The organism is Photorhabdus kleinii (assembly GCF_025384885.1).
Taxonomy (GTDB): Bacteria; Pseudomonadota; Gammaproteobacteria; order Enterobacterales; family Enterobacteriaceae; genus Photorhabdus; species Photorhabdus kayaii.
Genome location: NZ_JAJAFY010000022.1, coordinates 28,485 through 50,050 on the forward strand (window position 1 = coordinate 28,485; position 21,566 = coordinate 50,050).

Annotated in this window: 4 protein-coding genes and 1 pseudogene; all 5 read right to left on the reverse strand. The window is 47.8% G+C overall.

The window, feature by feature from the left end; translation table 11 throughout:
- Nucleotides 1–59 precede the first annotated feature (59 nt).
- Nucleotides 60–15,683, reverse strand: coding sequence for a non-ribosomal peptide synthetase (locus tag LG003_RS12050; RefSeq protein WP_262980818.1), 15,624 nt, complete (start codon nt 15,681–15,683; stop codon nt 60–62).
- 119 nt (nt 15,684–15,802) lie between these two features.
- Nucleotides 15,803–15,949, reverse strand: a complete 147-nt coding sequence (locus LG003_RS12055) for a hypothetical protein (protein ID WP_158537749.1) — start codon at nt 15,947–15,949, stop codon at nt 15,803–15,805.
- Between the two features lie 972 nt (nt 15,950–16,921).
- Entirely contained in the window at nt 16,922–18,364 is a 1,443-nt protein-coding gene (prtA, locus tag LG003_RS12060) for a serralysin (RefSeq protein WP_262980819.1), read from the reverse strand.
- Between the two features lie 1,315 nt (nt 18,365–19,679).
- Nucleotides 19,680–20,072 (reverse strand): annotated as a pseudogene (locus LG003_RS12065) (enhanced serine sensitivity protein SseB C-terminal domain-containing protein); the annotation flags it as partial.
- 65 nt (nt 20,073–20,137) lie between these two features.
- On the reverse strand, nt 20,138–21,433 hold the full coding sequence (gene pepB / locus LG003_RS12070) for an aminopeptidase PepB (RefSeq protein ID WP_112876328.1): 1,296 nt from the start codon (nt 21,431–21,433) through the stop codon (nt 20,138–20,140).
- Nucleotides 21,434–21,566: the final 133 nt, after the last annotated feature.

Consider the following 21,566-nt stretch of genomic DNA (forward strand, 5'->3'; position numbering starts at 1 on the left):
AATTGATTTTTAACTATTTTTATTTAAGTACAGCCTTTCATCCCACAATATCACTGGCATTACAGCGCCTCCGCCTCACAATTCATTGCCAACGCCCTGCTTAAGGTCTTAGCCAAAATAGTTTTATTTTCACTATCTTCCATCAAACTAAAATGATCCCCCGGAACCGAGGTTAACTGTAGCGAAGAGTCAGGAACTATCTGTTCCCAACCTAACGACGGTTCCATCGTTACGGACTGTAGCGCAACATCGGTAACAAATGGAATCTGTGGATAAGATTCCATTGCATAGAATTGATGTAGCGTTATCGCCAAGGATTTCGGTTCATAATCTTTGACCATTTGGACATAATTTCCCATCTGTACCCAACGTTTGGCAATTAAGTCAGGACGCAGATTTGATGGGTATAATTCTAGCTTCTGCGCTGCTGCAATAAATTGCACTAAACTCAGTTCGTCCATTTTCTGATGCAATGCGGCAATCTCTTGAGGATGCTCATCCACTGACTGCCTTGCCAATTCAGCAAGGAACTGAAGTTTAGGTTGATCGACTCGTGTCTTGAAACAGTGCGGAGCAGGTGTATCAATTAGCCCCAAGAAATTAACTGTCTCTCCGGCATGCAAAAGTTGCTGAGCAATGGCATAAGCCAGTATACCGCCAGAAGAGTAGCCGTATATCCGATACGGGCCTTCTGGTCGCACTGCTTTCATAAAGGTGATCATTCTGGTCGCCAGAGCTTCAATGGTCGACGCCTGTTCCTCATTGATAGACGGCCAAGGTAGCGCATAAATCGGGTAATCCGCCTGAATATGCTGAGCCAGCCCAAAAACATAGGAATAGTCATCCATGCCACTCGGCACGAAGAAGAGCGGCGGTTCGGTTCCATCCGGTCGCACCGGTATGGCGCTGTTTTGCAATTGAGACAGTGGATCTGAGGTGATCTCTGACACCAGTTCCGCTAGCACCGGGAATTGGAACAGATTATTCAATGAGCAAATCAACCCTCGTTCTGCGGCCAGATTGATCATCCGCATAGCGAGCAGCGAGTGTCCACCCAAGGTAAAGAAGTTGTCATGCCGGCCAATTCGCTCAACCCCCAGTAATTCACGCCAGACAGCCGCCAAGGCGATCTCTGTTTCGCCTTGTGGCGCTTCATAGATCTGACGGGCAAACGCGTTCTGATCAGGCACCGGCAATGCCCGGTGATCCAACTTGCCGTTCGGAGTCAACGGAAAGGCGTCCAGACGCACAAAGGCTGACGGCACCATATAGTCAGGCAATAAAGCTCTTAAATGACGATGTAATTGGCTAGCCAGCCCGTCATCCGCCTCAGATGCGACATAAGCCACCAGACGTTTATCCTGACCATCTCCCAGTGCTAATACAATCGCCTCACGCACATCAGGATACTCCATCAACCACGCTTCGATTTCACCCGGTTCAATGCGGAAACCCCGGATTTTAATCTGTTGATCATTACGACCAACGAAGACCAGATTGCCATCTGGCAGATAGCGGGCTAAATCCCCGGTTCGGTACATACGAGCACCCGGTTGATCGCTGAACGGATCCGTCAGGAAACGTTCAGTCGTCAAATCAGAGCGGTTGAGATAGCCACGCGCGACACCGGCACCACCAATGTATAATTCCCCCACTGCCCCAAATGGCACTGGCTGGCCGTGATTATCCAAGAGATAAATAGCTGTATTCGCTGTCGGACGCCCAATAGGGATCAGCATATCAGTATAGTCTGGCGGGCAACGCCAGCAGGTTGCACAGACGGTGATTTCTGTCGGGCCATAAGCATTAAACAGCGTTGCCCGACCACGTAATGCTTGCAACAACGCCGCACTGGGTGCTTCTCCGCCCAGTATCAAGGTGGGCTTTATCGTTATCGCCGGTAAATCGGCCCCATCCCGTAACAGAGCCGGGGTCAAACAGGCGTGTGTTACCTGCCGCTCTTCCAGATAACGCCACAGGCGCAGCGGGTCTTGACGAACGCTATCAACCGGAATGTCTAGGGTAGCTCCCCCACACAGTGCCGCCATGATTTCCCAGACACTGGCATCGAAACCAAATGAAGCAAATTGTAACATCCGGCTATTCGAGCGAATGTCAAATTGGGTGATTTTCTCCCAAATTAAATTGACCAAGCCATGATGTTCAACCATCACCCCTTTTGGTGTACCAGTGGAACCAGAAGTGTAAATCACATACGCCAGATGTCGTGAGGTTAGCGCCGGGACGTGCGGATTATTATCCGGCTGATCAGGCAGAACAGTCGGATCAAGTACCGTTAACGCCGTAAGCGCCTGTTCACCTAGCGCAGTACGGCCCACATTATCTGCCAGTACCACTGACAGTGCCGCATCCGTGAGCATATAAGCTAGCCGGTCACCCGGGTAGGCTGGATCTAAGGGAACATAAGCCCCACCCGCTTTGAGTACCGCCAGTAGCGCCACCACTCTTGACGGTGAACGCGTGACACAAATCGCCACCCGTTGATCGGGTTCCACTCCGAGTTCAATTAACTGATGAGCCAGTCGGTTAGCATATGCATTCAATTCTGCATAGCTGAGAGTCTGCTCTTCATAGACCAGTGCCATAGCCTCAGGATTTTTCGCCACTTGCTGTTCAAACAGATGATGAATACACAACGGGTCGGAATATGTCGTTTGCGGGCCATTGCCGACTTTCAGTAGCAGTTTCCTTTCTACTGCCGGTAAAATTTCCAACCGCTGAACCGGGGTTTCCGAGGCGTGCTCCAGTGCACCCACCAGACTTTCCAGCGCCTGTTGCATATAACCACACACCCGCTCGGCATCAAACGGCTGGACGATTTGCGCTGTCAGCCCCAGCGCATCACCAAAATCTTCTACTGACAGCGTAAACGGATAGTTAGTCCGCTCCTGTGCACCGAGAAATTCAACACCGCTCATGATCTCATTCGATTCCACCGAAGCTATATTGTGTCGGTAGTTCAGCAAGGTACTAAACAGAGGCGTTCCTCCCTGCACCCCGCTACAACGTTGAGCCAGTGCCAACGAGGCATATTCGTGTTCCAATAATCCCGCCAGCCGGTGATGTGCTACCTGTACGCTGTCTCGTACCGGGGTATCATCCATATCCAACCGTAGCGGCAAGGTATTGATAAACAGCCCCATGCCATTTTCAGCCCCTTCACCCGCCGCCATGCGCCCAAATAAGACGGTGCCAAATACCACCTGCTGCTGTCCGCTGGTACGTGATAACACCTGTGCCCAAGCCAAATGGCACAGCGCCGCCAGACTGACACCCAATCGCCGCGCCTGACCACGTAAACTGTTATTTAACTCAGGGGTCAGCATCCGGTGCGATTCGGTCATCTGCGAGCCATCATGGCGAACTTCCGCCAGCCCAAACGGTAACGTCGGTTCATCAACCTCAGCTAACATCTCGGTAAAGAAACGGGTATGTTCTTCCTGACTTATCCCTAGTCGGGACTGCGCCACCAGATTACGGAATGGTGCCGGGGCTGGCAGGTTGCCGTCCTGCCCGTCAAGGTACGCCTGAACTTCGTGGCTCATCACATCCAGCGCGGTATGGTCGCCAATCAAATGATGCATCAGTTGCAAAACAATCCAACGACTATCACTATCCTGTGCCACCACAAAGCGCAACAGCGGCGCCTGCCCCAAATCGAGACGATATTGACGTGGGTTAAACCGTTGCGCTAATTGTTCGCTGATCGGCCCGTCAGCCGGATCTAATGGCAATTCCATCACCGACAACGACACCTGACGGCAAACAACCTGCGCCGGAACGGATAACCCTTGCCAGATAAAGGCGGTCCGTAGGATGTCATGACGGTCAATCACCTGCTGAACCGCCGCCAGATAACGATCCAGCAGAGGCCGGTCAGCAAAAGCCATTTGACCTGCCAACAGATAGGGATCGCCTTCGTTTGCCAGCAAATGGTGGAACAGGATCCCGTCCTGTAACGGCGACAACGCATAGATATCCTGAATATTGGCTATCCCACCCGGTACCTGTTCGACGATGTGATCAATTTCAGATTGAGTGAGATCGATCAGCGGTAACATTTCTGGCGTTAACACCGTGGTGGCCGGTGTAATCATGTTGGCCGGCACTTTTTCGGTCTGATTCAGCCTCAATGTTTGCGCCAGTTCAGACAGTATCGGGGATTGGAACAGATCACGTACTGCCAGCGTTAAACCCAAATTACGCAAACGTTCAACCATCCGTACCGCAAGCAACGAATGGCCCCCCAAGGCAAAGAAGCTGTCGTACCGGCTGATCTGTTCAACGCCCAGTAATTCACGCCAGATAGCAGCCAATGCGGTTTCGGTTTCTCCTTGCGGTGCAGCGTAGATCTGGCGGGCAAAAGCATCCTCCCCCGGTGCGGGTAACGCCCGGCGATCCAGCTTGCCGTTAGGCGTCAACGGAAAAGCATCCAACCGCACAAAGGCCGCCGGTACCATGTAATCAGGTAACAACCCACTCAGATGTTCACGCAGACGGTTAACCAACCCGTCATCCGCTTCCGCCGCTACATAAGCCACCAGCCGTTTATCCTGTTCGTCGCCTAAGGCCAGTACCAGCGCTTCACGCACCCCGGAGTATTCTGTCAGCCGGGCTTCGATTTCTCCCGGTTCAATGCGGAAACCGCGGATTTTAATCTGCTGGTCGTTACGACCAACAAATACCAGATTGCCATCCGGCAAATAGCGAACTAAGTCCCCGGTTCGATACATCCGGGCATCAGCAATATGACTAAATGGATCTGCAAGGAAACGTTCGTCGGTCAGTTCAGGACGATTGAGATAGCCACGCGCCACACCGACACCACCAATATAGAGTTCACCCACTGCCCCTATCGGCACGGGCTGACCGAGGGCATCTAGCAGATAGAGACGGGTGTTGGCTGTCGGGCGCCCGATGGGAACTAACACATCGGTATAGTTTAGTGGGCAACGCCAACTGGTTGCACAAACGGTGATTTCCGTTGGACCATAAGCATTGAATACCGTGGCCTTATTGCGCAACGCTTTAAGCAACGCCACACTGGGCGCTTCACCGCCCAATATCAAGGTAGGTTTTACCGTTATCACCGGCAAATCAGCCCCATCCCGCAGCAAAGCCGGAGTCAAACAGGCGTGCGTTACTGACTGCTCTTGCAGATAATGCCAAAGGCGGTATGGGTCCTGGCGAACAGACTCATCAGGAATAACCAGAGCGGCACCACCGCATAGCGCCATCATCATTTCCCAGACACCCGCATCAAAACCAAATGAAGCAAACTGCAACATCCGGCTAGCGGGGAAAATGTCAAATCGAGCGATTTTATCCTGAATAAGGTTGACTAACCCACGATGCTCCACCATCACCCCTTTTGGCGTACCGGTCGAACCAGAGGTGTAAATCACATAAGCCAGATGACGGGAGGTCAATGTAGATAGTTGTGGGTTGTTATCCGATTGATCAGGCAATAAATGCGGATCAATCACTGTCTGCCCCACAAGCATTTGCTCATCTAAGGCTGAACGTCCAACACTATCTGCCAATAAAATAATCGGTTCAGCATCAGTCAAAATATGGGCCAGACGTTCGCCCGGATAGGCCGGGTCTAACGGCACGTAAGCGCCTCCCGCTTTTAACACCGCCAACAGCGCCACTATCCGCGCCGGTGAACTTGCTACGCAAATCGCCACCCGCTGATCCGGCACTACACCCAGCACAATAAGTTGGTGAGCCAAGCGGTTAGCATCAGCATTCAATTCCACATAACTAAAGGATTGGTTTTCATGTATCAGCACCGTGGCATCCGGGGCCTTTTCCACCTGCTGTTCAAACAGTTGATGAATGCACAACCGCTCAGGATATGCTGTTTCAGTGGCGTTCCAGGTTTTTAACAATAATGTGCGTTCAGTTGTCGGCAGAATTTCTAACTGCTGTACCGGCATATCGGGCGCCTGCTCAAGCGCCTCCACCAGACTTGCCAACGCCTGTTGCATATAGCCACATATCCGTTCTGGATCGAATGGTTGCACCACTTGAGCCGTCAGCCCTAGATCAGAGCCACTATCCTCTACCGACAACACAAATGGATAGTTGGTCCGCTCCTGTGCGCCAAGGAATTCGATGCCACTCACGATTTCATCTGGTGTGACCGGCTGGGTATTATGTCGGTAGTTCAACAGCGCATTAAAAAGTGGCGTTCCCCTGTCTACGCCACTGCAACGTTGCGCCAGCGCCAGTGAAGCGTGCTCATGTTCCAACAATCCCGCCAGTCGGCTATGTGCTGCGCGTACACTGTCCTGCACCGGGGTATCATCGATATCCAATCGCAACGGCAAGGTGTTAATAAATAGCCCCATGCCACTATCAGATCCTTCACCCGCCTGCATGCGTCCAAACAGCACCGTACCGAACACCACTTGCGTTTGCCCACTGGTACGCGATAGCACCTGTGCCCAAGCCAGATGGCATAGCGCCGCCACACTGACGCCCAACCGCCGCGCCTGACCACGTAAGCGCTCGTTCAGTCCCGCTGTCAGCATCCGATGAGATTCCGTCACCTGTGAACCGTCATGATGTGCTTCCGCCAACCCAAATGGCAGTGTCGGTTCACCCACTTCAGCCAGCATGTCGGTAAAGAAACGAGTATGCTCTGTCTGGCTGATACCCAAACGAGCCTGTGCCACTAAATGACGGAACGGGACCGGCGCAGGCAGGCTGTCTATTTGCCCGGTGTCTATTCGCCCGGAGAGAAAGACCTGAACTTCGCTGTTCATTACCTCTAACGTGGTATGGTCGCCAATGAGGTGATGCAACAATTGCAGCAAAATCCAACGACCATCGCGCTCCTGTGCCACAACGAAACGTAATAACGGTGCCTGATTCAGGTCAATACGATGCCGGCGCGGGTCAAAACGTTGAGCCAGTTGGTTACTGATCGGCCCATCAGCCGGGTCGAGCGTCAATTCCGTTACAGACAAAGGCACCTGACGGCAAATTACCTGAGCCGGCACAGACAACCCTTCCCAGATAAAGGCGGTACGCAAGATATCATGGCGGTCAATCACCTGTTGAACCGCAGCCAGATAGCGGTCAAGTAAGGGGCGATCAGCAAAAGCCTGTTGAGTAATCAGTAGATAGGGATCACCCTCATTTGCCAATAGATGGTGGAATAAAATGCCATCCTGTAACGGTGACAGCGCATAGATATCCTGAATATTGGCAATTCCACCCGGTACTTGTTCAACAATACGATCAATTTCAGCTTGAGTCAGATCAATCAGTGGCAACATTGCTGGCGTCAGCACAGTCGTACCCGCTGTAATACCGTTATCAGGCACGCTAATTTCACGATGCGGCGCTAAAGATTGGGCCAATACACTTAATGTCGGATGCTGGAATAACGTTTGTACCGACAGGCCCAACCCTATACGCCGTAAACGTTCGATCATCTTGACTGCCAACAGCGAGTGACCGCCCAAGGCAAAAAAACTGTCATGTCGGCCGACCTGTTCAACATTCAGTAATTCGCGCCAGATAGTGGCTAATGCTATCTCAATTTCCCCTTGTGGCGCTTGGTAAGCTTGGCGAGCAAAGGCATCCTCCCCCGGTGCTGGCAGCGACCGGCGATCCAGCTTACCGTTAGGGGTCAGCGGAAAGGCATCCAAACGCACAAAAGCCGCCGGTATCATATAGTCAGGCAAAATATCACTCAGGTACTCACGCAATCTGGCCGCCAGTCCGTCATCCGCTGGCACCACCACATAAGCCACCAGTCGTTTATCCTGCCCGTCACCCAACGTCAATACCAGCGCTTCACTTACCTCAGGGTGTTCAATCAATCGTGCTTCAATTTCTCCCGGCTCAATGCGGAAACCACGGATTTTAACCTGCTGGTCATTACGACCAACAAATACCAGATTGCCGTCCGGCAAGTAGCGGGCCAAATCCCCGGTACGGTACATTCGGGCATCCGCTTCATCACTAAACGGATCATTCAGGAAACGTTCAGCCGTCAATTCAGGGCGATTGAGATAGCCACGCGCTACCCCAACGCCACCAATATACAATTCTCCCACTGTGCCCAATGGGACTGGCTGGCCGTGTTCATCCAGCAGATAAAGGCGTTTGTTGGCGGTCGGGCTGCCGATGGGGATTAATCCTCCGGTATAATTTGACGGGCAATCCCAAGTGGTCGCACACACGGTGGTTTCCGTCGGCCCATAAGCGTTAAACACATCGGCCCGGCTGCACAATGCCTGAAATAACGCGGTACTCGGCGCTTCTCCTGCAAATATTAAGGTTGGTTTTATCGCTATCGCCGGTAAATCGGCGCCGTCGTGAAACATAGCCGGCGTCAAACAGGCATGGGTCACTGCCTGTTCTTCCAGGTAACGCCAAAGGCGCTGTGGATCTTGCCGCACAGTTTCTGTAGGAATAACCAGCATAGCCCCACAACTTAGTGTCATCATGATTTCCCAGACACTGGCATCGAACCCAAATGAGGCAAACTGCAACATTCGGCTGGTGGCACAAAAATCAAACTGGTTAATTTGTGTCAGTGTCAAATTAACCACGCTACGATGTTCAATCATCACGCCTTTTGGTCTGCCGGTTGAACCAGAAGTGTAAATCACATAAGCCAGATGCTGTGGGGCCAATCCAGAGACTTGCGGGTTATTATCTGGCTGCTCCGGCAAGGTATTCGGATCGAGCACCGTCAGCGTCGCCAGAATGTCTTCACTTAGTGCTGCCTGCCCGGCATTATCCGCCAGTAAAATAACCGGTGTCGCATCAGTGAGCATATAAGACAGACGTTCACCGGGATAGGCTGGATCTAACGGCACATAAGCTCCGCCCGCTTTCAGAACCGCCAACAACCCGATTATTCTCGCAAGTGAGCGTGTCACACAAATCGCTACCCGTTGATCCGGCGTTACGCCTAAAGCGATAAGCTGATGGGCTAGCCGGTTGGCGCGGACATTCAGTTCCGCATAGCTGAGCGTCTGGTTTTCATAGATTACCGCTATGGCGTCCGGGGTCTTCTCTACCTGTTGTTCAAACAACTGATGCACACATAGCTGAGTAGGATATGGTTCTTCGGTCGCATTCAAATTCTCTAGCAATAACTCCCGTTCAGCAGATGACAAAATATCGATAGCCGTGACCGGTTGCTGAGATTGGTTCACCATTGCCCGCAATATGGCCTGTAAATAACCAACCTGTCTTTCGATGGTTTCATGGTCGAACAGGGCGGAAGAGTAGTTCAGTTCTCCAACAATTTCGCCTGCCTTTTCCGTTAATTCCAGTTGCAGATCGAATTTCGCTATATCGTATCCTAGCTCGAATGATGCTACCGCCAATTCCGGTAATTGCCATTCCTCTGTTTCATTCTCCTGCCAGGCAAACATTACCTGGAACAGTGGCGTATGCTCCGGTCTGCGTGGCGGTTGAACAATTTCTACCACCTGCTCGAAAGGCAAGTCCTGATGATCCTGTGCTCCCAATGTCACCTGCTGCACACGCTGCAATAGGGTGACCACATCCGGCATATCGGATAAATCGATGCGCAACGCTAATGTGTTAACAAAGAAGCCAAGCAGTGGCTCAATTTCCCGCCGATTGCGGTTGACGCTCGGTATACCAATGACAACATCATCCTGCCCCGACAAGCGCGATAACAGCGCAGCCCAAGCGGTCAGCAAGGTCATAAACAGTGTAGTGCCGTGTTGCTGCCCCAGATTTTTTAGCGCCTGTACCAACGTGGCATCAATGTGCACCTCTACCCGACCGCCAGTAAATGATTGCTGGGAGGGACGTGGCCGATCTGTCGGCAGCTCAAGTAACACCGGCGCATCTGCCAGTGTACGGTGCCAGTAATCACTCTGTGCCTGTAACCCTTCACCAGAAAACACCTGCTGTTGCCATGCAGCATAATCAGGATATTGAATGGTCAATGGCGGTAACGGATCAGGCTGTTGGTTCAGACAAGCGGTATAAAGTGCATACAGTTCTGATTTAAGTATTCCTAAAGACCAACCATCGGAGATGATATGGTGCTGAGTCAGTAGAAATAGATAATCTTCTTCGGCCTGCTGGATCAACGCACAACGGATTAAGGGGCCACGGGCAAGATTAAACGGTTTTTTACCTTCTTGATCACACAAAAATTCAAGCTGTGTCTGCACATCAAGTGCTTTACGGAGATCATAATTTTTTATTGGCAGACCAAATTCCGCCGGTAACAGTTCTACCTGCGGCTGACCATCAACGGTGATAAAAACAGAACGGAGCACCTCGTGGCGAGCAAACAGACGATTCAGGGCCTGCTGCCAGGCAGAAAGATTTAGCCGTCCACGTAAACGCAGGGCTGTCGGAATATGGTAGGTATCACTAACCCCCTCAAATTGCGCCAGAAACCACAGACGCTGTTGACCAAACGATAAGGGTAAGACACTATCACGGGATATTGGCCTAATTTCAGGCAATTTATCACTGCCCATATTACGTTGTGCGCAGATCTTCTCGGTAAATGCACTCAGTGAGGGAGACATAAACAACGCGGCCAACGGCAAGTCGACACCGAAAACAGCTATCCGGTTCATCATCCGTACCGCCAACAGGGAATGTCCGCCCAAGGCAAAGAAATTGTCATATCGGCCGATCTGCTCAACGCCTAGTAATTCACACCAGATAGCCGCTACTGCGATTTCCATTTCCCCCTGTGGCGCGACATAAATTTGACGAGCAAAAGCATCCTCCCCCGGTGCCGGTAATGCCTGATGATCCAATTTACCGTTTGGCGTCAGCAGGAAGGCATCTAAACGTACAAAGGCTGCCGGCACCATATAATCAGGCAACATCGCGCTCAAATGAGTATGCAAACTGGCCGCCAGTCCACTATCCGCTTCGGCTACAACATAGGCAGCTAAACGTTTATCCTGCCCATCTCCCAAGGCCACGACCCGCGCTTCACGCACCATAGAGTGTTCTGCCAACCGAGCTTCAATTTCTCCCGGCTCAATGCGGAAACCACGGATTTTAATCTGCAGGTCGTTACGGCCAACAAACACCAGATTGCCGTCCGGTAAGTAACGCACCAAATCCCCGGTCCGGTACATCCTGGCATCGGCAGCATCACTAAATGGATCAGCTAGAAAACGTTCGTCGGTCAGATCTGGCTGATTGAGATAGCCACGGGCGACACCATCCCCACCAATATAGAGTTCCCCCACCGCGCCTAATGGAACTGGCTGGCCGTGGTTATCCAATAGATAAATACGCGTATTTGCTGTCGGGCGCCCAATGGGAACCAACACATCAGTATAGTGTGATGGACAACGCCAACTGGTGGCACAGACGGTAATTTCTGTCGGGCCATAGGCATTAAATAGAGTTGCTTGATGACTTAGTGCCCGCAGTAACACGGGGCCAGGGGCTTCACCGCCCAATATCAATGTCGGTTTTATTGTTATCGTTGGCAAATCGGCCCCTTCTCGCAACAAAGCAGGGGTCAAGCAGGCATGCGTCACCGATTGTTCTTCCAAATAATGCCAGAGGCGACGCGGGTCTTGACGAACAGTTTCGGCAGGAATAACCAAGCTGGCTCCACTGCCTAACGCCATCATGATTTCCCAGACACCCGCATCAAAACCAAATGAAGCAAACTGCAACATCCGGCTAGCGGGGCGAATGTCGAATCGGGTGATTTTATCCAGAATAAGATTGACCAGCCCACGATGTTCAATCATCACCCCTTTGGGCGTCCCGGTTGATCCAGAAGTGTAAATCACGTAGGCCAGATGGCGAGAGGTCAATGAAAGAACCTGCGGATTGCTGTCCGGCTGGTCAGGTAAGATATTCGGGTCTAGTACCGTCAGCCCCGCAAGCGTTTGCTCACCCAATGCAGCCCGCCCGGTACTATCCACCAGCACTATTGTCTTCGACCCCATGACCTTCAACCCCCTAGCCGGGGCTACATCGGTCAAGATATGCGACAATCGTTCTCCCGGATAAGCCGGGTCCAACGGCACATAGGCCCCGCCCGCTTTCAGCACCGCCAGCACCGCTATCACCCGCATCGGTGAATTTGCCATGCAAATCGCCACCGGTTGATCTGGCACGACACCCAAGGCAATCAGTTGATGAGCAAGCCGGTTAGCACTGGCATCCAGTTGTCCATAGCTGAGCGTTTGATTTTCATACACCAGTGCAGTAGCTTCTGGGGTTTTCTCCGCTTGCTGTTCAATTAACTGATGAATACAGAGTTGCTCAGGATACGGTGTTTCAGTCGCGTTCCACGTTTCCAGCAATAACGTGCGTTCCAATGCAGGCAAAACGTTTAGCGCCCGTACCGGCGTTTCCGGCGCCTGTTCAAGGGCACCCGCCAGACTTTCCAGCGCCTGTTGCATGTAACCGCATACTCGTTCTGAATCAAACGGTTGTACTACCTGAGCAGTCAGCCCCAGTGTATCGCCACTATCCTCCACCGACAGCACAAACGGGTAGTTGGTCCGCTCCTGTTCGCCGAGAAATTCAATACCTGGCACCATCTCATGCGGGACCATCGGTTGCTCATTATGCCGGTAATTCAACAGGGCACTAAAAAGCGGTGTGCCGCCCTGTACCCCACTGCAACGTTGAGCCAGCGCCAATGAAGCATGCTCATAATCCAGTAATCCGGCTAACCGGGTATGCGCCCCCCTGACGCTATTGTGTACCGGGGTATCATTGATATCCAGCCGCAACGGTAAGGTATTGATAAACAGCCCCATGCCGCTGTCGGCCCCTTCCCCGGCGGCCATACGCCCAAATAGCACGGTGCCGAACACGACTTTCTCTTGTCCGCTGGTACGCGACAGCACCTGTGCCCAAGCCAGATGGCACAGGGTTGCCAGACTGACACCTATACGTCTCGCTTGCGCACGCAGGCGGTCATTCAGCGTGGGAGACAGCATCCGGTGCGCCTGTATGACCTGAGAACCATCACGATGCACCTCAGTCAACCCAAACGGTAACGTCGGTTCATCCACTTCTGCCAACATGTCGGTAAAGAATCGGTGATGTTCTGTCTGGTCAACCCCTTGCCGAGCCTGAAACACCAGATTACGAAACGGTACCGGTGTCGGCAGGTTATCGCCCTGTCCGTCAAGATAGGCCCGAACTTCGAGGTTCATGACTTCCAGCGTGGTATGGTCGCCAATCAGGTGATGTTGTAATTGCAGTACGTACCAGCGGCCATCCTCTTCCTGTGCTATCACAAAGCGTAACAACGGGGCCTGACTTAGATCGAGACGGTATTGCCGTGGATCAAAACGTTGCGCCAATTGGTCACTGACCGGCCCGTCAGCCGGGTTCAGCGTCAGTTCAGTTACTGACAATGGGACCTGACGCCAAACCACCTGCGCCGGAACGGATAATCCTTGCCAGATAAAAGCGGTACGCAAAATATCATGACGGTCAACCACCTGTTGTACCGCAAATAAATAGCGGTCTAGCAAACCACGGTCAGCAAAGATCATTGGATAGGCCAGCAAGTAAGGATCACCTTCTTTCGCCAGTAGATGGTGAAACAAGATACCGTCCTGCAACGGTGACAGCGCATAAATATCCTGAATATTGACCACTCCACCCGGTACCTGCTCGACGATGTAATCAATATCAGACTGAGTCAAATTAATTAACGGCAACATCGCTGGCGTCAATTCAATGGTCGCCGGGGTAATGACATTTAGCGGCACTGTCACAATCTGATGCTGCCCCAATGTTTGGGCCAACTCCGCCAGTATTGGCAATTGAAACAGGTCGCGGGCAGCCAATGTCAACCCTAAATGGCGTAGCTGTTCAATCATGCGCACGCCAAGCAGTGAATGGCCGCCCAAGGCAAAGAAGCTGTCATACCGACTTATCTGCTCAATACCCAGTAACTCACGCCAGATAGTAGCCAATGCAATTTCCCGCTCCCCTTGCGGTGCGGCGTAAACCTGACGAGCAAAGGCGTCTTCCCCCGGTGCCGGTAACGCCCGACGATCCAGTTTGCCATTAGGAGTTAACGGGAATTCATCCAACCGCACAAAGGCCACCGGCACCATATAATCAGGCAACCGCGCACTTAGGTGTTCACGCAAGTGGGTAGGCAATTCGTTATCCGACTCTGCCAACACATAAGCAACTAACTGCTTGTCCTGCCCCTCACCTAACGCCAATACCACCGCTTCACGTACTGCAGAATACTCCACCAATCGGGCTTCAATTTCTCCCGGTTCAATTCGGAACCCGCGGATTTTCACCTGCTGATCGTTGCGGCCCAAAAATTCCAGATTGCCATCCGGCAGGTAGCGAGCTAAATCGCCGGTCCGGTACATCCGCGCATCCGGTGCATCACTAAATGGATCAACCAAAAAGCGTTCAGCGGTCAATTCAGGGCGATTCAGATAACCACAGGCCACCCCGTCGCCGCCAACATAAATCTCGCCCGTTTTCCCCAATGGCACGGGCTGGCCCTGCTCATCCAGTAAGTAAACCCGCGTATTGGCAATGGGTCGACCAATAGGAATGTTGGTTGTTCCTGGGGATAACGTTTCAATCCGGTATGTGGTGGTAAAGGTGGCGCCCTCGGTCGGCCCATAGGCATTCAATAACTGCTGAGGCGGGTTCTTGCGTAAAACCTGGGAAATCACATGGGAGTCAAGAATATCGCCGCCGATAATCAGGTTTTTCAACTGCGGCAAAACTGGGGACAACTCCGCCGCCAGCCGGTTAAACAGGCCGACGCTTAACCATAAAATATTAATTTGATAACGGTCTAATGCCTGTACAAATTCCGGCGGCGTCAACAAAGTGGTGTGGTCGATAACCACCAATGCCCCGCCATTGAGTAAAGGTGCCCACACTTCAAAAGTACTGGCATCGAAAGCCGGGTTAGCCGCGAAAGCAACCCGATCATTGGGTTCAATTTCAACATAGCCATTATTAATAACGAGTCGGACCACAGCGCGGTGAGGCACGATCACCCCTTTTGGGGCGCCAGTCGAGCCGGAGGTGTACATGATATATGCTGGCGCAGTACTGGAATAAAGTAAGTCAGGATTGAAACTCTCTTCCACCTTGTTCGCGCCTGTCTCATCAGAGAGACGAATTAGCGGAACATCCAGATCTGCCGGGATATCCGTTTGTGTGCTGGTGAGCAACAATTTGGCTAAGCAATCGTTTAGCAGCCAATTTTTTCTTTCGTCCGGTACACCGGGATCGATAGGGACATAAACCGCCCCCGCTTTGAGAATAGCCAATTGAGCCACAACTAATTCGATGGATCGCTCTAACAGGATTGCCACATGGTCATTCGGGCAAACCCCTTGTTTAATCAGTTGATGAGTCAGTCGGTTAGCGCGAGTATTCAACTCCGTATAACTTAGGGTCTTATCATTTGCGATTAGCGCCGTCGCTGTCGGGTTTTTTTCCACTTGTCGTTCAAACAACTGATGGATACCTAACTGGTCAGGATAGGCGGTTTCAGTGGCATTCCAGGTTTTCAACAGCAGTGTACGTTCAGCCTCTGACAACAAATTAAGTTTCCGAACAGAGATGTCATCACCAACCTTGTCTGACGGTACTTGCACTAATCCAGCGTCAAAGATAATTTCCTTTTTAGCTATGCTATCTTTCATCTACTTACTACCTCAACGAATCTGTTAGTTATTTGAAAACTGTCATTCTCAACAGTCATCACAAATGTTTTGCCCTTATTTCTTCCCTCCAAGAAATAAAAACGGGCACACACCAGGCATCAATTAAAATCCTCAGACAGCACATTCTCTTGGACGCCGGAGGTAATATCCCGGTTAATAGCTGCATAATTATCAATTCTTCGACAATTATTTTCCTGATAACGGAATAAACGATTCACCAAGTGAACCGGCAAAAGATATTCCATTTTTGTTCCTGTTTTTTTAATAATCGCCTTTGATTTTGTGCAATTTTTTATTGGCCTACACTGAATTTCACAACTAAATAAAAATGGATTTATTGAATATATTTACTGGCATGAATGCTAAATCCCTGCTGTATTTTGTCTATTTTGAATTAATATCACATGTAAATTATTTCACAAATAATTAAGTAATTAGCAAAACAAACTAAACCTCCTGTTCCCCAATTAACACCGAATTTACTTTGATAACTCTTTGAAAAATGGACCTATTCGCATTCCAATAGGAAACAGACTTCACCACAAAAAACATTATTTATCACTTGGTTACATTGATTAATGTATATTTATACACATAAAAATTATCAACTAGTCTGATTACATATTATTTTATAATAATCAAATTATACAACTAATGTAAACGTTAATTACATTTAACACCGATATGAAACAATTTCAAACTAAAACTAACTTCCACATATATTGTTTTGTCATAATGAAATAATACGAACAACGTATGCATTAATTACATTTAATATCATTAGTAAATAATTTTAAATTAAAAATAGATTATTTGCTTATTGTTCTAAAATAAAAAAATCACACCATTAATTACTTATTAAAATGTATTTTACTTATTATATAATAGAAAAATAGTAGATCAGGAATGATAACGACTAGCTAAATCAGCTCAGACTGATATGGTTTCCCCAAAAATCATGTTATCCGTAAAACTAATGTCGCCATTAATGCCAAATTTATTTCCAAAAATATTGCCAATATATCCAAATCCCGGGTACTGACGGTATTTCTCACAATATCTATCGCCAGTTTGAAAGGGTTTGACGTCAACCAGAAGAGAGGAAAGTACACATTGACGGGCACGACATGGACAGCATATACGCCCAGACGTTCAAAATGACTAAACGAATAACCGCATCCAGTCAGATGCGGTTGTGTTGTTGCGTTATGAAAGTGTTATGAAAGGATGAAATCAGACTCTGTCAGCGGCTCTCCAACGATCTTCACCCCAAAACCATCTTGAGATAATTCTCCCCCCATATTAATAACGAAATCATTTACCTTGTTAACGCTATCATAGCTGATCACTGCTTCCCCAATAGCGCCAGTGAATTCCTCGACAAACTTAATAGTGCCTTTTCCTGCTTCACCCAGATCGAACAATGACACATCAATCTTGTCCTCACCGGAAACAAAGTCATGGATCCAATCACGCTCAAGAAAAGGTGATTCCTTGGCGTTCAAGTAGACAAATGTATCTTTGCCTTCCCCACCCCAAAGATGATCTGCTCCCAGCCCACCGTAGATAATGTCATCACCGGTACCACCCTTCAAAGTATTATTGGCATCATTCCCTATCAGAATGTCATTACCACTGCCACCAATCGCATTTTCAATCGTGACACCACGGGCGATTGAGACGTTGCCTTTCAAACCACCCACATCCGAGAAAGAGGCTTCATTCAAGTTAATGCGTTGATCTTGAGTAAAACCAGAGAAATCAAAGGTATCATTGCCACCCGCATCCCAAGCAGTAAACACGAGTTTGCTCTTTGCACCTTTTGCAGTAAAGAAATCGCGATCTGTGTTGGAATTAAAACCATATACCGTATCATCGGTACGAGTAGTATTATTTACGCCATACACCGACTGAATGGCAGAAATATCGTTAAGTAATGGCGCGGCAGAATAAATACCTTTAAAATCTTGCCCTGTATTTTTTTCACTGAAATAACCCATGACGGTATAAGCACTACTATCTTCAAAATAGGTAGCGCTTTTCTTGTAAGTCGGCATTACCTTATCAGATGCATCATAATCAGCCGGATGATCCAACCCCAGTGTATGGCCGATCTCATGAGTAAATGTATGGCGGCCATAACCATGCACTCCAATATCATTTTTTAAGAAAGTACGGCTTTCCGCGTTATACCAAGTTCCTACTTGTTTCAAACCTAGATTCGGCATCTCAGCAAACGCATAATCATCTGTTAAACTAAAATCAAAGAAACCAAAAGTGATATTCGCTTCCTTGATATCATAGGTTTCGGTGAATTTAATATTCGCGACATCAGCCCAAGATTGAATTGACAGCTTTGCAGCAGCTTTTTGTTCTTCATTAAATGCTGAAAATCCAGAAATAATCCACGGCATATCATCTGGTTCACTCTCCAGGAAGTTATACGTTAATTGGAAAGTTTCAGATTTGTCATCACTCTGATGCCCCCAACGGTAATCACTGCGGATTAATTCTTTCGCCGCATCTTTACTGGGCTCATGCCGAACGACAATATTAGGATCTTTACCTGGAATATAAGCATGTAGCCAGGTCAATACCTCGTTTACCTTTGCTGAACCACTAACTTCTTCCAAATATGAAACTTTCCTCTTTACAGACATATATTTCTCCATAAGTTCAAAGCTTAGATATATACCCGTTATCCTTCAAGTTGCCTCTTTGTTGGCGGCACTCGCTCACCCCGGTCATATAGTTACCTATGCTCCCGGGGATTCACTCCCTTGCCGTCGTGATTCATCTTGAAATCCATAGGGTATAAAACCTTTCTATTTAATTAAACACCTGTCAATAAAACCTATAAACAATGGGCTATCCCGGCCACGCAATTAAAAACTCCTGCCCATAAAAGTAACACTAAAGTTAATTACGTAAAAAAAAATTAACATATTTTTTTAATATAAACGTGATAAAAATAGCATAAAACAAATAAACAATTGTTTTATATAACATAGCTATTTAAGACAAAAAATATTGCTAATTTCTCATCAGTATTTTATTTCAATACTATTACCTATTTAACTATCCATATAGTGAAATTAAAAATTTTTATAAAATCATTATGAATAATTTTATAAAGTAACTATTCAAATAGAACACAAAAACAAATAAATTTAAAATGAAAAATTTATTCCAGAGTGACTGAATGCGCTTGAAAATAGAGAAAAAATAAAAATAAAAATCAACAAGTTAATATTAATAACAAATAACAAATAACAAGCCAGTGAAATAAATAAAAAAATATATATTACCAGATAATGAATACTTTATCCGTTCTATAAATTTATTTCTGTGATAATTAAATTAAATTTATTTAAAAAATAGAAATATTAATTATGAATGATTTCATTGACTTAAAAAACAAGAGTTAATATATAATGGAGACACTGAATTATTTATAGGTTATTAGGATTTTAGTTTATTCGCCTCACAATTATCTTTGTCATTTAACTTATTATTCTTTATCTTTATAAAAAATATCTTTATTTTATATTGCCATTTTGGTTTTCATTTTATTATCTGCAATCACCGATTTAACATTGGCTCACTATATATATGAAATAAAACTGGATTACAATTATCATTTTCTTATTTTTAATTTATTGTATCTATTTGAGTTAAAAGAATATTTATAAAGTAATAATTAAAATTAAATTATTTTTCAAACAACCATCAATAAAAATAATTAAAATTTTTGTACCTAATATTTATTCACAAAAAAATACGGCAGTCAAAACTACCACGATATGGTGAATTATTACAAAAAAATTGAGAAATTAAACCATGCATTTATTAAAGTCCAAGCCCTATATTTTACCAGGCTCAGACTCTTTAATTTTTACTTGATTCAGTAATGGTTGTGGTAATAAATAGGAGACTTCAATTCTACCGACAACTATATTATCACCCGATAAACAGTCACTTATTCATAACCGGAATGCTTCCACGTAACCAACTGCCTAATTTACGCTGGTAAAATGGCTGCGTATGCTGAATCAAATAATGGCTGATGCCACTCTCTTTTTCATCAACCAAACAGAAGTCAATCGGCTCTTCTTCCGATGTGTATTCACAAGCAATAGTGCCCGCTTCATGGATCAGTTGTTCAATTTCGTCTGCGGTGCCATTTATTTCCAGTCCAATTAATAAATTGGGGTTTTCATCCACATTTTTATCATGAACTTGTATGATAAAAGCACGGCGAACAGGTTTACGTTGGCTAAATAAACTGACCAAAGCTTCAATGAGCTGCGAAGGATATTCTTCCGGTTGGCTAAGCGTTATTTTACTACCACTTGGAACATCAATCTCAACCGAAATTAATTCACTTAATGAACCCATACAAATCTCCAATCAGTTTTTTAGATAAAATAAATTTATTTCGCCTTCGCCAACAGCAAATTAGCAATCGAACGAACCCCATAACCTGTTGCACCAGCGGACCAATGTTCTACCGCAGATTTACGATAAGTTGCCGAGCAATCAATGTGAATCCAACCTTTTTGGTATTCTTCCACAAAATGAGACAGGAAAGCCGCCGCAGTACTGGCACCCGCAGCATGTGGTGGTGCAGCAACGTTGTTCAAATCAGCAAAATTCGATGGCAGTTGGCTACGATGGAATTCAGCCAATGGTAAACGCCAGAATAGTTCATTCTCAGATGCAGCCGCCGCCAACAGATCAGCCGCCAGTTTGTCATCAAAGCTGAGTACAGAGTGGTAGTCATTACCCACAGCCGTTTTCGCCGCACCGGTCAAGGTTGCCGCATCAATGATTAACTTCGCTTTTTCTCTGCTGGCATCAATTAAACCATCAGCCAACACCAGACGACCTTCCGCATCCGTATTCATCACTTCAACAGATTTGCCATTGCGGTAACGAATAATATCACCCAGTTTAAAGGCGTTACCACTGACCATGTTATCCGCTATGCAGAGGAACAGTTTAACCCGTTGTTTCAAGCCACGACTGATTGCCAGCGCCAATGCACCTGTCAGAGTTGCTGCTCCCCCCATATCCGATTTCATGGAATCCATAAAGGAAGATTGTTTCAGGCTGTAGCCGCCAGTATCAAATGTGACGCCTTTACCTACCAGGCAGGCAAATACCGGCGCTTGTGGGTTGTCAGTTGGGTTGTAATCCAACGCCAATAAGATCGGATCACGAGAAGAACCACGGCCAACGGTGTGAATACCCATATAGCCCTGTTCACGTAAATCTTCGCCTTTAATAATGCGATAACTTACTGACTCACCAGCCATACCACACATCAGATCAATCGCACGCTTCGCCAATTGTTCCGGCCCAAGCTCTTCCGCTGACATATTGATGGTGTCACGCACCCAATCAATAATTTTAATTCTGCTTTCCAGCTCCTGTTTTTCAGCCGCGGGCAATTGAGGCCATTCGATAGAGCGATTACCTTTTGGCGCACGGAACCCTTGCCAGAAAGCCCAACTTTTCTCCAAGTCCCAACCTTCGCCAACCAGAGCCACATGACGAATTCCCTGCCCGTCAATTTTACGCCCGGCACGTTGAACCACCCCTAATTTACCTTTACCAACCAGGTGAATCATCACCCCTTGCTCACTGGAACTAATCAGCGCTTTTTCACCCCAGCAAGCTGCTGCTGGTTCATAAGACAGTGTTATTGGCATGATTTGTTTGGTCATTCTTTTCTCACCTCTTATTATTACCGCTTAATGGCAGTAAGGAGCTTACTCAAGCTTCTACCTACATAATTCTTCGCCTGCCCGATATTCATCCTACAAAAAAACCGGCCAAAGCCAGTTTTTCAGAAGTTCA